This window comes from Weizmannia sp. FSL W8-0676, assembly GCF_038593015.1.
In the GTDB taxonomy this organism is placed as follows: Bacteria; Bacillota; Bacilli; order Bacillales; family Bacillaceae_C; genus Weizmannia; species Weizmannia coagulans.
Map to the genome: position 1 here is coordinate 495,518 of NZ_CP151954.1, position 13,712 is coordinate 509,229.

At 45.9% G+C, this 13,712-nt stretch carries 11 protein-coding genes and 1 pseudogene; 5 read left to right on the forward strand and 7 right to left on the reverse strand.

The genetic code is table 11. The annotated features are described in order from the left end of the window. Positions 1 to 46: 46 nt before the first annotated feature. On the reverse strand, positions 47 to 994 hold the full coding sequence (locus NST20_RS02365; RefSeq protein ID WP_342400400.1) for a glycoside-pentoside-hexuronide (GPH):cation symporter: 948 nt from the start codon (positions 992 to 994) through the stop codon (positions 47 to 49). Then, a pseudogene (locus NST20_RS02370) lies at positions 967 to 1,554 on the reverse strand (MFS transporter); the annotation flags it as partial. The gene NST20_RS02365 and the pseudogene NST20_RS02370, both read right to left, overlap by 28 nt. A 191-nt stretch (positions 1,555 to 1,745) precedes the next feature. On the opposite strand from NST20_RS02370, the gene NST20_RS02375 reads away from it, so the two are divergent. After that, positions 1,746 to 2,840, forward strand: a complete 1,095-nt coding sequence (locus NST20_RS02375) for a helix-turn-helix domain-containing protein (RefSeq protein ID WP_342399992.1) — start codon at positions 1,746 to 1,748, stop codon at positions 2,838 to 2,840. 20 nt (positions 2,841 to 2,860) lie between these two features. On the opposite strand, the gene NST20_RS02380 is transcribed toward NST20_RS02375, so the two are convergent. Continuing rightward, complete coding sequence (locus NST20_RS02380; RefSeq protein ID WP_237348891.1) at positions 2,861 to 4,258, reverse strand: MFS transporter; 1,398 nt, start codon at positions 4,256 to 4,258, stop codon at positions 2,861 to 2,863. A gap of 453 nt (positions 4,259 to 4,711) precedes the next feature. Here NST20_RS02380 and NST20_RS02385 point away from each other — a divergent pair, with 453 nt between their 5' ends. The 4 genes from NST20_RS02385 to NST20_RS02400 all read left to right on the forward strand — a co-directional run bounded on the left by NST20_RS02385 (position 4,712) and on the right by NST20_RS02400 (position 9,804). After that, positions 4,712 to 5,140, forward strand: coding sequence for a MarR family transcriptional regulator (locus tag NST20_RS02385; protein ID WP_029142376.1), 429 nt, complete (start codon positions 4,712 to 4,714; stop codon positions 5,138 to 5,140). Next, the gene (locus NST20_RS02390) at positions 5,137 to 6,336 is read left to right on the forward strand and encodes an MFS transporter (protein WP_342399993.1); all 1,200 of its coding nucleotides are present in this window, start codon (positions 5,137 to 5,139) and stop codon (positions 6,334 to 6,336) included. The genes NST20_RS02385 and NST20_RS02390 overlap by 4 nt, the downstream gene beginning before the upstream one ends. A 285-nt stretch (positions 6,337 to 6,621) precedes the next feature. Beyond that, positions 6,622 to 7,608 (forward strand): LacI family DNA-binding transcriptional regulator, encoded by a 987-nt coding sequence (locus NST20_RS02395; RefSeq protein ID WP_013858377.1) that lies wholly within the window; start codon positions 6,622 to 6,624, stop codon positions 7,606 to 7,608. A 198-nt stretch (positions 7,609 to 7,806) separates the two neighbouring features. Continuing rightward, positions 7,807 to 9,804: a beta-galactosidase gene (locus tag NST20_RS02400; RefSeq protein ID WP_342399994.1), complete on the forward strand. Its 1,998-nt coding sequence runs from the start codon at positions 7,807 to 7,809 to the stop codon at positions 9,802 to 9,804. Positions 9,805 to 10,192: 388 nt separating this feature from the next. Here NST20_RS02400 and NST20_RS02405 read toward each other — a convergent pair whose 3' ends face one another. Genes NST20_RS02405 through NST20_RS02420 form a run of 4 tightly spaced genes read right to left on the reverse strand, consistent with a single transcriptional unit; the run spans position 10,193 to position 13,613 of the window. Next, positions 10,193 to 10,870 (reverse strand): ABC transporter permease, encoded by a 678-nt coding sequence (locus NST20_RS02405; RefSeq protein ID WP_342399995.1) that lies wholly within the window; start codon positions 10,868 to 10,870, stop codon positions 10,193 to 10,195. Positions 10,871 to 10,872: 2 nt separating this feature from the next. Next, on the reverse strand, positions 10,873 to 11,787 hold the full coding sequence (locus NST20_RS02410) for an osmoprotectant ABC transporter substrate-binding protein (protein WP_061575027.1): 915 nt from the start codon (positions 11,785 to 11,787) through the stop codon (positions 10,873 to 10,875). A 15-nt stretch (positions 11,788 to 11,802) separates the two neighbouring features. Next, positions 11,803 to 12,456 carry an ABC transporter permease gene (locus NST20_RS02415; RefSeq protein WP_328228963.1) on the reverse strand — a complete coding sequence of 218 codons (654 nt, stop codon included), beginning with the start codon at positions 12,454 to 12,456 and terminating at the stop codon, positions 11,803 to 11,805. A gap of 11 nt (positions 12,457 to 12,467) precedes the next feature. Beyond that, positions 12,468 to 13,613, reverse strand: a complete 1,146-nt coding sequence (locus NST20_RS02420; protein WP_019720481.1) for a betaine/proline/choline family ABC transporter ATP-binding protein — start codon at positions 13,611 to 13,613, stop codon at positions 12,468 to 12,470. Positions 13,614 to 13,712: the final 99 nt, after the last annotated feature.

Sequence of the window (13,712 nt, forward strand, 5' to 3'; positions counted from 1 at the left end):
CTAGCATCATGATTTACACTCCTGCCGGCCGTTCACATTTATGCTGTTACTTTGTGCTTAGTTTGTGCTCAAGCTGTTGTACAATTTGCGCGTGTTTTTCTTCTGACAGCTTGATTTTGAAAAAGTAGAGCAATGCTGCAATGGCAATTAAAATCATCGGGCCGAAGAAAATGAAAAGTTTAAAGATGGACAGCCCATGGCTTGAGATATCACTCGGGAGGGCATTCCCTGTCATACCGGCAAGTACGGCCGCTATCCCGACAATCCCGTTGGAAATGGCGCCGGCCAGTTTATCAAGCAAAGGGCGTACGGCTAATGTGACAGACTCATTCCGGTTCCCAATTTTTAATTGTCCGTATTCCACACTGTCGGTAATCGTCATAAGCGCGGCCAGGAAAATCATCGGATAAGGGAAAAAGTACAGCGAAACAGCAACCAAAACAGGAATTAAATGATGCCCGGCCGTTAAAAACAGCACGTAACCGCAAAGCATGAATATAATGCCGCCGGTGTAAATGGTTTTGCGTTTCACCCATTTCACCATGACCGGGAACAGGGCAACAGATACCATTCCTAAGATGGCCGTAATCACGCCGACTAAATAATAATCACTCTGTCTTCCTAACACATATCTAAAATAGTAAATTAAAAGCGAGTTTGTAATCGTATACCCTAAGGCAAAAAGAAAATAAGAGAGTGCCAGCCACATTAACTGGTCATTTTTGCCGAGCACTTTAAACACATCGCGAAGGCGAATCTTCTCGGTGCTTTCCCGGATCAAGTTCTTTGTTTCTTTCGTCCCCCAAATGGTGGCCATCGCCCCTAAAAAAGAGACAAGCGCAATGACAATTGCAAAACCGAGCCACCCGGCGCGTGTTTCCGTCTCACCTGATGTACCGGAAAAATATGGGAGAAAAAAGTAACGAGCGGTACAACCGCGATGACAACGCCCTGGGCTCCTAACGTAGAGCCGAAACGGGAAATCGTGCCGAATTTGGCCCTTTTATCCGAATCAATCGTTAAAGCCGGCAGCATCGACCAGAAAGAAATATCCTTAATAGAATAAAATACATCAAGAATCACAAAAATAATGCCAAATAGAATCAAATAAAGATACGGGCTTTTTGTCGTTAAGCCGCCTAAATTGGTAAAAATAAGAATCAGCCCGATTGAACTTACAGCCGCCCCGGTAAACAGCCATGGTTTAAATTTTCCGTAACGCGTTTCCGTATTGTCAATGATGCCGCCAATAAACGGATCTAACGTGATTTCAGCGATACGGATCACGACGATCATGGTCGTTACAATCCCAATCATTTTCGCACTCAATCCCGAATGGCTGTTGTCAAAAAGCTGGCTGGTGACAAAGATCATAAAATAGGTGCTTAAAGCGCTGTAAAAAGCATCATGTCCAAAAGCCCCGAGTGCATATGACAAATACTGTTTCAACTGTTTCATTCTTAACTCCTCCTGCCTGGGTTTGCCTGTATAAAGATTCATAATTTTTACTAAAAAACTTTGGAGTTTCAAACGAGAATAATAGAGGAAAACCATAAAAGCGCTAACATAAACCGCTTACAAAGTAAAGGATATGCCAATCTAACCGCGATGTCAAGTGATTTTTTAGTAAAGTTTTACTAAAATGCGACGTACTTTTCTCTACGAACATGTTCCACGTTTTCCAAAAGGAGAAAGCCTCTTTCCGGCTCGTCCGCCATGCCCACACCGGCATCAAGGATGAACGGATGAAAGAGATTCTTGCTTATATTGGGAAAAATTACCGTAAACCGATTACACTCGCGGAAATCGCCAACCGTCATTATTTGTTGCTTTACTACTTATCCCACTATTTCAAAGAACAAGTGGGTGCCAGTTTCTCCCAATATATCAAACAGCTCCGTTTGAAATCGGCAGTCCGCGAGCTTATTTATACGGACCACCCGATTACCCGGATTTCCCTGAACAATGGTTTCCTAAATGTAAAGGCATTCAATAAAGCTTTTAAAGAAAAATACTGGCAAACGCCTTCCGAATATCGCCGTTTTCACCAAATCGAACTTTCGGATACGGAGGAAGGGCGAGGAAAGAAAAAATCCACATTGCTGAAGTCGCCCCAATTTTTCATGGAAGTCAGCAAATACATTTCGGACCGGGAAAAAAGCACGATGCTGACGGAACTGGCGGTCTCCACCGTCTATATCGATCTGCCGCCGGAGCCTGTGTTCACTGGCGAAAAAGGTGCAAAAATACTGGCAATCGGGAACCTGGAATATGTTTTGCATGAAGAGGTACAGGCGGAGTTGAGGCTCGTCCAGGAGGAAATCGGATTTGACTATGTCTATTTTTCCAATCTGTTTTCGGACAGCTTTGCGATGACACCCCCCCTCTATCAAATTGGCGGGCAATTTTACCAGATGGATGCCCTGTTGAACAGTTTTCAACGGCTTGGGCTTGTGCCTTTCATTCGCGTGGAGGTTGAGAAAGAAGCAGCAGACAGTGCCGGATATTTAAAGAAGCTGGATGCCTTTTTACAGCACAGCCTTCAATACTTTGGCAGCCCTTTTGTCGAAAAATGGCGGTTTGAATTGGCTTTCAGGGAGTGGGGCGGCACGCAAAGAAACTTTTACCAGGCTTTTTATCAAACAGTGAAGAAGCGGGCTTCTGCTGTGAAAGTAGGCCTGCATGTGCCGGTTTCTCCGGAAGCTTCTAAGGCAGCCTTTTTGAAGCAAATTTCCGGCCAATGCGAGTTCGTTTGTTTCACTTGCAACCCCAATGAAAAAGTGGATTTTACCGATATGAATAACCGTACCTTTGAAGGTGTAAATATCCTCTTTTTGTAACCGCCGCATGATATGGCATGTTATTTTGTTGCTTCAACACCATCAGCGCGAATAGGCGGCGCATCATCATACGCATTTTCAATATGCTCCAGTGAACGCCCGGTTGTTCTTGGTGCCAGAAGGGAGATATCCAATATGACAATAATCATTGCCAGCGCCACGATCGCAAACATTGTTGTTGCACCTTGATGCTCCAAAACTGGCAATAGAATGAAAGGCATTAAACCGCTCATCAGCCGGCTTACGCTATAAGCTGCACCGGTGGCCGTTGCCCGGATCTCAGTTGGAAAGATTTCCGCCTGCAGTACATGAAAAGCATTTGAAAAAATATTGCTGCACAGCGTATAAATAAATCCAAAAACAATGATCATGGAAGCAATAGTCCCCATTCCAAATAAAATTCCAAACACGCCCATGCCAAAAGCTGAAGCACTAACAAGCCATTTTCTGTCAATTTTTTCGATGAGTGGAACGGAAAGCAGAGCACCAAGCGGGTAGCCGATAAACGAGAGTGCAATATACTCTAAGGAATGACTAATATTGTAACCTTTTTGCGCCAACACAAGAGGTGACAGTGTACCAAACCCGTAATATCCGATCGTTTGGAAAATTTGGAAAATGTAAAGCATGATTGTATTCTTCATCCATTTTTTTTGGAAGATCGGCCTGCTTTGCCTGTCCTGTTGAGCGGCATCACGCTGTGTCAGGGAAGCCTTTGCACGGAATTCCTCTGCTTGTGTCTTACTGCCACCCAATTTTTTAAATACTTCTGCCGCCTCATCCCACTTTCCTGCCGTTGCCAGCCATCTCGGGGATTCCGGCAGCAAGTGTGCTGTTAAAAAAACAATAAGGGCACCAATCGAACCGATCATAAACATCCATCTCCATCCTTCAATTCCAAGCGGTGTTAACGGAACAAGCATGCGAGCCAGGAATCCCTCGGCCGGAATGGAGAGAAATGAAAGCGTATAGGCCCAGGCAATGTATTTTCCGCGCTTTGCTGTCGGGATGATTTCACTTAAATAAGCATCACATAACGCAGGCTGTGCACCGAGACCCAAGCCTGCCAAAAAGCGGAATAAAATAATGAATCCAACGTTCGGACTTAATGCAATGCAAAAGGTAAAAATGCTGTAAATCCCCAGATTGATAAGAAATGCTTTTTTCCTTCCGATTTTGTCGGCCAGTCTGCCCAAAAAGATAGCTCCGATAAACATCCCTAAGAAACTGGAACCCAATAATAATGAAAGCATGGATGACTTAACATGGAATTCTTCACTTAGAACACTGCCCAGAACGCTTGCTAGAAATACTTCGAAAAACTCAAAAAATAGTCCGACTCCAATAATGATCGTTGCGCGCTTATGGTATTTTCCAACAGCAAGTTGATCCAACTGTGCCCCAATGGTTACTGCCACACATATTCCTCCTATTCCGTCTGTATGACCAAGCTGTTGTAATTAAAACATTCTCAATTTTTTATATCATAAACTTTTCCCATCCGGATCGTCAACTATCGGCGGCGAAAAATTTAAACTTTTTGTATTTATATAGCATCTAGCTCTGAAGATGATTTTAAAGAGACACTGAAAGAATCCATTCTCTTGCCGGAATGATTATGGTTTAACAAACCTTGAAATAAATGCATCAAACGCAAACAAGAGAAAAATCGTACCGAATTATCAGGAACATGGATACATTTTTTGAATTATTAGTATAACCGCCCATTGACAACGACTGAATGAACCTGTATATTTAGTCTTGCGAAATGTTGCTTAGGGTAACGAAACTGTTTGTGTGATTTCGCTGTGGCCGGAGCTTTCTAATGCGGGCCCGGGCAGATGCTCAAGGGATTGGAGGAGGCTTGCTTGATGCAAGGGCTGTTTTACCGCTATATACGCTTGTACCGCGTACTGATCAAGAAATTGAACGGCTTATTGGCACAGTTCGGGTTGTCCTATTCGCTCTGGCAGGTGACGTTTTATGTGCGGAATTTCGGCCCGTGCACACTTGTGGAAATTTGCAAGTATTATCAAATTGAAAAACCGAATGTGACAAGGATTGTCCAAAAGCTGGAAGAACAGGGAATCGTAGAACAGATCCCGGGAAAAGACCGCCGTGAAAAAGTGATTCGGATGACGGAAAGAGGCGAAAACCTCTACCGGCAGTGCCGCGCGGAAATTACCGGATTGGAACAGCAGGCAATGAAGGGGATTCCGGAAGCGGAGCAAGAGATGGTATTCGAACTGCTTCCGCAAATCAGAGACAATTTAGATCACAAAGGGGAGGAAACAAATTGAGCAGGCCGAAGTTATGGACAAAGGATTTTATAATTGTTTCGACCGTGAACTTTTTTTTGTATTTTACATTTTACTTATTGATGGCGACCGTTACGATTTTTGCGACTGACCGGTTTCATGCATCACCAAGCGCGGCCGGCCTGGCATCAGGGATTTTCGTCGTCGGGGTCCTGGTTGCGCGGCTCTTTGCCGGCAAATCGATTGACCGCATCGGCAGGAAAAAGATGCTTTATGCTGGTTTTATTGCGATTATCATCATTTCATTATTTTATTTTGTGACGAATCAACTAGGTGTTTTACTGGCTGTCCGCTTTTTAAACGGCGCAGCGCTTGGGATAGCTTCAACTGCAACGGGAACCATTGTTGCCGGGATCATACCAAATGAACGCCGCGGGGAAGGCACGGGTTATTATGCATTGAGTGTGACACTTGCCGCGGCTGTCGGGCCTTTTGTCGGCATGTTCCTCATTCAGCACGCAAGTTTTAATATGGTATTTGCTTTATGCCTTGTGCTATTGGCTTTGAGCTTTATCTCCGCCCTCTTTTTAAAGATGCCGAAAGTGGTACTTTCAAAAGCGGATCTGGAAAAGATGAAGGGGCTCAAAATCAGCAATTTCTTTGAGCCGAAAGTGTTCCCAATTGCCATCATCAGTGCATTTGTCGGGCTCGGTTACTCTAGCATCCTGTCTTTTTTGACTTCATATGCGAAAGAAATGAATCTTGTTGATATTTCAAGCTTTTTCTTTATTGTTTATGCTGTAACGGTGCTTGTGTCCAGGCCGTTTACGGGAAGATGGTTTGATACAAAAGGCGAGAACTTTGTCATGTATCCTTCGTTTCTTTTGTTTGCGGCAGGGCTCGTGCTGCTGAACCAGGCTGACAGCGGACTATTAATTTTATTGGCCGGAATTTTCGTCGGGCTTGGGTACGGCACTTTCTCGGCAAGCGGGCAGGCGATTGCAGTCAAAGTATCGCCGAAAAACCGGATTGGGCTTGCAACTTCAACGTTCTTTATTTTTCTTGATGCCGGTGTCGGGGTCGGGCCGTTTTTGCTCGGGCTTTTGGTTCCGTTCGCTGGTTATCACGGCTTGTACGCCATCATGGCTGTTGTCCTTGTCCTTTGCGTATTTCTTTATTATTTTGTCCATGGGAAAAAAGCTGCATCTATGCAAGGCGTGGTGGAAGAAGCAGAATAATTTGTCTGAACACAAACCCGGGGATTGCCCCCGGGTTTGTTTTTTTTTTTAGCCGTTTGCCCGGTTCAAAAGCAAAGGCCGGGGAATCAAAAAAGAAGCAAGAGGCAGGCTCTTTTGACTGCACAGCGTAAGGTCCCTGTTTTTTCATAAGATAAGTTAAAAAATATTTTATAAAAAATTTGATTATCACGAATTGTTCCGTTTACAATAAACATAAGCGGAGTTTTTTACGTAAAAATAAATAAAAATTTACATATAGTTTTCGTAAAGGATAAGGTGGTTATTATGGCGACAATGGCTGATATTGCCAAAATGGCGGGGGTATCCATTGCAACCGTGTCCAGAGTTCTGAATTATGATGATAAGGTAGTGGCATCTGATGAAACAAGGCGAAAAATATTTGAAGCAGCCGAAAGTCTGAACTATACAAAACATATAAACAAAAAAACGGCCAGGAGGGAAAAAATCGCAATTGTACAATGGAGCTCGCAGGAAGAAGAACTGAATGATATTTACTATATGTCCATCCGCTTGGGGGCTGAAAAATACGCAGAGGAACACGGCTTGTCCATCTCCCGGGTTTATGCCGAATACGAAAAGATCCCGGGTGATGTGGAAGGAATTTTAGCGATTGGGAAATTCTCAAAACAGCAGATTCAAGTGCTTCAATCTTTTCAAAAACCGATTTGCTTTGTGGATACTTATTATGAGGTGGGAAGTGCTGATCAGGTTATGGTAGATTTTGAACAGGCAGTTAAAGATGTCATTGATTACTTTGTACAACAGGGGCATCAGCGGATTGGATATATCGGGTCGTTGGCTGAGGATGAAATGAATTCCGGAATTGATCCGCGCAGTCTTGAATATACCAGATATATGCAAAAGTTAGGGCTCTATCGTAAAGAAGATGTTTTTGATTTTAAAGGGAAATATGATGTTCGTGCCGGCTACCAGCAAATGATTTCTGCTATTAGGAACAGGGGGGATCATTTGCCGACAGCTTTTTTTATTGCAAATGATCCGATGGCGATCGGCAGTTTAAAGGCCCTTCATGAAAATAACATCCGGGTTCCGGAACAAGTGAGTTTGATCGGTTTTAATGACGTAAGTGTGTCCCAATATACGGTTCCCGCCTTGAGCACAGTAAAAGTGTATACCGAAGTGATGGGCGAAGAAGGGGTGGCATTGTTGCTGGAACGTATAAACAGCCGGGAAATCCCTAAAAAAGTCAGACTGGGGACAAAACTTGCCATAAGAGAAAGCAGTAAATGAACGCTTCCTCTGCAAAATATTTACGTAAAAATTATGCAAAAAGGAAGTTAAAAAGTTTAAATTTTTATTGATTTTTGCGTAAAATTGTAGTACGATGGTGTTGGTTTATGGTAACGTTTTCAAAAAAGGAAGCATTGAAGCATTGGAATTTACAGGGTGGCGTGTACTTAAATAACGGACAACTTGGAGGAATGCGTGATGCTAAAAAAACATGAAAAATTTTATTACGGCGGGGATTACAACCCTGAACAATGGGATGAATCTGTATGGAAAGAAGACATGCGGCTGATGAAAAAAGCCGGCGTCAATTATGTAAGCATCAACATTTTCAGCTGGGCAAGGCTGCAGCCGGATGAAGAAACATATGATTTTTCAACGCTCGATAAAATCATGGATATGCTTGCGGAAAACGGCATCGGGGCGGACCTGGCCACTGCAACTGCGGCACCGCCGGCATGGCTGTCGCGGAAATATCCCGATTCGCTTCCGGTTGACAAGGACGGGTCGCGCTTTTTGCCGGGGTCGCGCCAGCATTATTGCCCGAACAGCAAAGACTATGCGCGGCTTGCCGGAAAACTGGTTGAGAAAATTGCGGAACGTTATCAAAACCATCCGGCGCTTGTGATGTGGCATGTGAACAACGAATACGGCTGCCATATTTCCGAATGCTACTGCGATCATTGTAAGCACGCATTCCAGCAGTGGTTGAAAGAAAAATACGGGACGATTGAAAACTTGAATAAAAGCTGGTCAACAGACTTCTGGAGCCAGCGTTATTATGAATGGGAAGAAATCTGTCTGCCAGGGAAAACGCCGACTTTTGCCAATCCGATGCAACAGCTCGATTACAAAGCCTTTATGGATGATTCACTGCTTGCACTTTATAAAATGGAACGCGATATCCTGAAAGCATATACGCCGGATGTGCCGGTAATGACAAATTTAATGGGGCTGCACAAACCGGTGGACGGATTCCATTGGGCGAAAGAAATGGATCTTGTGACATGGGATGCCTACCCAGATCCGTTTGAGGACATCCCGTATGCGCAATTCATGGCCCATGATTTGACGCGCAGTTTGAAAAAACAGCCGTTTTTGCTAATGGAACAGGCAGCCGGCGCGGTGAACTGGCGGGCGCAAAACGCTGTGAAAGCACCGGGTGTGATGCGGCTTTGGAGTTATGAAGCGGCTGCGCACGGGGCGGACGGCATCATGTTTTTCCAATGGCGCGCATCCCAGGGCGGTGCGGAGAAATTCCATAGCGGGATGGTGCCGCATTCCGGGGATGAAGAAAGCCGGAATTTCCGGGAAGTGGTACAACTCGGCAATGAATTGAAAAATTTGGAAAAGGTAACGGGTTCAGCATATGCATCCGATGTTGCGATTGTTTTTGACTGGAAAAACTGGTGGGCGTTGGAACTCGATTCAAAACCTTCTTCGCTTGTAACCTATATCAAACAGCTTCTGCCGTTTTATAGGGTGCTTCATACCCAAAACATTGGTGTCGATTTTATTCACCCGGACGAGGCAATGGACCGGTATAAAGTGGTTTTCGCGCCGGCAAGTTACCGGGTGACAAAGACATTTGCGGATAAAGTAAAAGCCTATGTCGAAAACGGCGGTTATTTTGCCACCAATTTCTTCAGCGGAATTGCGGATGAAAACGACCGTGTGTATCTTGGCGGCTATCCGGGCGCGTACCGGGATATTCTTGGCATTTATGTTGAAGAGTTTGCGCCGATGAAAAAGGGGGCAGTACATCAAATCCGGACCGGGTATGGCGATGCGGCTATCCGCGTGTGGGAGGAAAAGATCCACTTGAAAGGCGCCGAAGCTTTGGCCTGGTTCAAAGACGGCTATTTGGCCGGGTCGCCTGCTGTCACCGCGCATCATTGCGGAAAAGGAAAAGCTTATTATATCGGGACACAGCCGGATGAACAATATTTGTCTTCTCTTTTAAAAGAAATTTTAAAGGAAGCGGATGTCCGGCCGGCATTGGATGCTCCTCGTGGCGTGGAAGTAGCAGTGCGCAAAAATGGAAATGAAAAATACTTGTTCCTGCTTAACCACACAGATCAGGTTCAGTTTGTGAATGCAGGTGGCACGTACCCGGAACTGATTAACGGGCATACTGAATCAGAAACGGTCCGGCTCTCACCCCGGGATGTGAAAATTTTGCAGGTAATTGAAAAATAGGAAGCGCCCGGATTGGAAAACTGCCCTTTGCCTACTCCAGAAAAACCGCCTGTTTTTAGAGGCCACTCCGGGTTCTCAAGTTGGATTGCCGGCGCTCGTCAGCCGGGCAAAGCGGCCATTCGAGACGTATCGGGGAAGAAACCCGGTGAACCGTTGAGCCGCAGTTCCGGCAGCACGGATACGAGAAATGCAATAGACGCCCATGCTGTAGCGGACATGTATCAGCAGAGGGATAAAAAACAGCAGGCATAAATTTCCAGGATAGAGATGTTGCAATTGCACATCAAAAGGATACGAACACGACCGCAACATCCGGCACAAAGCTGTACCGGGTCCGTCCGGTAATGCCTATCAAAAAGGATCCCCCGCGTCCCCGCGGGGGATCCTTTTATGCTGCCTGTTCTACGGTCTGTTTGCGTGTTTTCTTTTTTACCGGGGAAAGGCGGCGTTCAATCCAGCCTATGATAAAGTCGGCGGCGACAGCCATCAAGGCAGTCGGAATTGCACCGGCTAAAATAATGGATGTGCCATTTGAGACGCTAGTTCCGCGGACGATGATATCACCGAGTCCGCCTGCGCCAACAAATGTGCCCATGGCTGCAATCCCGATTGCAACCACGAGCGCGGTCCTGAGGCCGGCCATAATGACAGACAATGCAAGCGGAAGTTCCACCATCCGCATGATCTGGAACTTTGTCATCCCCATTGCCATGCCGGACTCAAGCAAAAATTGATCCACGCTGAGGATGCCGGTATACGTATTTTTTAAAATCGGCAAAAGCGAGTAAAGAAACAGGGCAAGTACGACCGTATTGGTGCCGAGCCCCATGACGAGCATCAGCATGGACAGCATCGCCAACGACGGAACCGTTTGAATGATATTGGCAAGGGTGAGAATCCAAGCGCTCAGCTTGCGGCGGCGGGCCATGAAAATCCCGAGCGGAATCGCGACGACCGCTGCAAACAGAACCCCATATGCCGACATCAGGAAATGGCGGTAAAACTGTACCCATACATAGTTGCCGTTTTCCCCGTAATAATGAAGTACGCTTCTGATCGTTTCCATGATCACCCCTCCTCAAAGTAATGGTGTTTTTCCAGAAATTCTTTTGCCACCGTCGATGGTTCTTTCATTTCGACGTCACTTTCATAATTCAACTGCTGCATTGTTTTCGTATCAATTTTTCCAACAAGCTTTTGTAAAACTTTCCTGAGTTCAGGATGTTGTTTTAACGTGTCGTCCCGTACGACAGGGGAGGCGTCATACGGCGGGAAAAAGTGTTTGTCATCTTCCAGCATAACGAGGTTGTATGCATTGATCCTTCCGTCGGTTGAATAGGCAAGGACGACATCCGCCTTCCCGCTTTTGACGGCTTTGTAGACAAGCCCGAGTTCCATCGGGTACGTATTTCCAAAGGTAAATCCGTACGTTTTCACAAACCCGTCGTAACCGTCGCCTTTCCGTTTCAGCCAGGAATTATCCACGCCAAGCCGCAAATCTTTTGCCACTGGTTTTAATTGGGAAATTTTTGTCAAGTGGTCTTTGTCTGCTAAGGATTTGGTAACGGTAAAAGCATATGTGTTGGCAAATCCGAAAGAGTCGAACCATGTTTGGTGGAACCGTTTTTCAAATTGCTGTTTGACAATTTTTAATGCTTTTTCCGGATCGGTTACCGGTTCCATGCCGAGTGCGCCCGAAAGATCCGTCCCGGTGTAACGGACAGCGGAAATATTGATCTGCCCGCTTGTCATCGCTTTATGGAGCACAATCGACGAACCAAGATTATTGACCATATCGACTTTTATATCGGTATAATGTTCGATCATATCTTTTTCCATATAACCGATAATTTGTGTTTCTGTTGAGTTTGTCATGCCGATCTTTACGGACTGGCTGTCTGCGGCACTTAGGCCTGGCAGGGTGCAGCCGCCCGCAAAGATGCTTAAGCAGAAAATAAGCAAGAGGGCTGCTAACTTTTTCATGTGCCGTCATCCTTTCTAAGCGGCCTGTTTTTGTTTCCGGATACCTTTTGGGGTGGCAATCGTTTCAAGCTTTCCAAACAGATAGTCCACGATAAGCGCCAAAATGGTTACCGGTACTGCGCCGGCTGCGATCATTTCCGGCTGGTATAAATTGAGGCCGCTGAAAATATAGTCTCCGAGGCCGCCTGCACCGATAAAGGAAGCAAGGGTTGCCCAACCGATTAAGTAAACGGTGGACAGGCGGACGCCGGCCATGATCACAGGGATGGCAAGGGGCAGTTCCAAATGGATCACTCTTTCCCATCCGGTCATCCCCATCCCGCGCCCTGCTTCCACCAGTTTTGGGTCAATCCCCTTTACACCGGTGTACGTGTTCCGCAAGATAGGCAGGACCGAATAGAAAAACAACGCCGCAATTGCGGAAAGCTTTCCGATGCCGAAGATCGGAATGAAGAAGGCTAAAATGGCAAGGCTTGGGAAAGTTTGGACAACGCCCGCTATGCCCATCACGATATGTGCCGCCCGCCGGTATTTTGTCAGCCAGATGCCAAGCGGAACAGCGACAACGATGCCCAGGATGACAGCCGTAATGGAGATATAGAAATGCTGCCATGTTTTGAACAACAGTTCGCTCCAGTTGGCTTCCATAAACTGCATGAAGGCTTCCATGATTTTTCCTCCTAACTGATGATTTCAGATACGGCTTCCTCTTCGCCCCAGATGGAGTCGTAAACGATATCGACAAGGCTTGCTCTCGTGACAATGCCAACAAGCCGGTGTTCATGGTCGACAACAGGCACGTATTTAATGCCCCGTTTTAAAATTTTCCGGACGGTATCGCGGATGAGGGTATCTTTTTCCACCGCGATTAAATTCGTTTCCACCATGTCTTTGACAAGAACCGGTTTCCTGCGGTTTCGGTCGATGATTTCGACATCGATATAGCCGAGGAGCACTTTCCGGCTGTCCACGACAAGCAGGGAGTCAACCCGCCGTTCTTTCATGATTTGGATGGCTTCTGTTAATGTTTTATCGCCTGTGACTGTAACGGCTTTCGGGCTCATGATTTGTTCAACGGTCTGGATATTCGGCCGGGCCTGAAGCAGCCGTTCTTTGCCGATAAACGTTTCCACAAATTCGTTGGCCGGTTCGCGGAGAATTTCATCCGGCGTGCCAGTTTGGACCAGTTTGCCGTCGCGCATGATGACAATCTGGTCGGCAAGTTTAATTGCTTCATCCATGTCGTGGGTGACAAATACGATGGTTTTGCCAAGTTCCTTTTGCAGCTTTTTCAGTTCGTCCTGCAGGCTGTCGCGTGTAATCGGATCGAGCGCGCCAAACGGTTCATCCATTAAAATGAGCGGCTGGTCTGCCGCCAGTGCCCGCAAAACGCCAATACGCTGCTGCTGGCCGCCGCTCAATTCATGCGGGTAACGGTCCAAAAATTCTTCAGGCATATCTACGAGCTGGAGCAGTTCTTTGGCCCGCTCCCGTTGTTTTTCTTCAGGCCATTTCAGTAATCGCGGGACAAGAGAGATGTTTTGCTGGATTGTCATGTGGGGGAATAAACCGATTTGTTGAATCACGTACCCGATTTCTCTTCTGAGTTTGACGGGGTCCGTATTTTTGATGTTTTTGCCATTGATATAAATGGTACCCTCTGTTGGTTCAATCAGCCTATTGATCATTTTCATCGTGGTCGTTTTACCGCAGCCGCTCGGGCCGATAAAAACGATAAAGCGGCCGGATTCGAATTCGAGATTCAAATCGTCCACGGCGCGTTTGCCGCCCTTATAAATTTTCGAGACGTGGTCAAACTTTAACAATTTTCGCACCTCCAGTTTTTTTGGTTAAAGATTGGTTACAATATAAGTATAACGTAAAATTTGTAAAATGAAAAGTTTACGTATTGTACTTATTATATA

Coding starts and splice junctions, on each gene's coding strand:
- NST20_RS02375 (WP_342399992.1), top strand. CDS start 1,746: ATGAAAGAGATTCTTGCTTATATTGGGAAAAATTACCGTAAACCGATT.
- NST20_RS02385 (WP_029142376.1), top strand. CDS start 4,712: ATGCAAGGGCTGTTTTACCGCTATATACGCTTGTACCGCGTACTGATC.
- NST20_RS02395 (WP_013858377.1), top strand. CDS start 6,622: ATGGCGACAATGGCTGATATTGCCAAAATGGCGGGGGTATCCATTGCA.
- NST20_RS02400 (WP_342399994.1), top strand. CDS start 7,807: ATGCTAAAAAAACATGAAAAATTTTATTACGGCGGGGATTACAACCCT.
- NST20_RS02405 (WP_342399995.1), bottom strand. CDS start 10,870: ATGGAAACGATCAGAAGCGTACTTCATTATTACGGGGAAAACGGCAAC.
- NST20_RS02410 (WP_061575027.1), bottom strand. CDS start 11,787: ATGAAAAAGTTAGCAGCCCTCTTGCTTATTTTCTGCTTAAGCATCTTT.
- NST20_RS02415 (WP_328228963.1), bottom strand. CDS start 12,456: ATGGAAGCCTTCATGCAGTTTATGGAAGCCAACTGGAGCGAACTGTTG.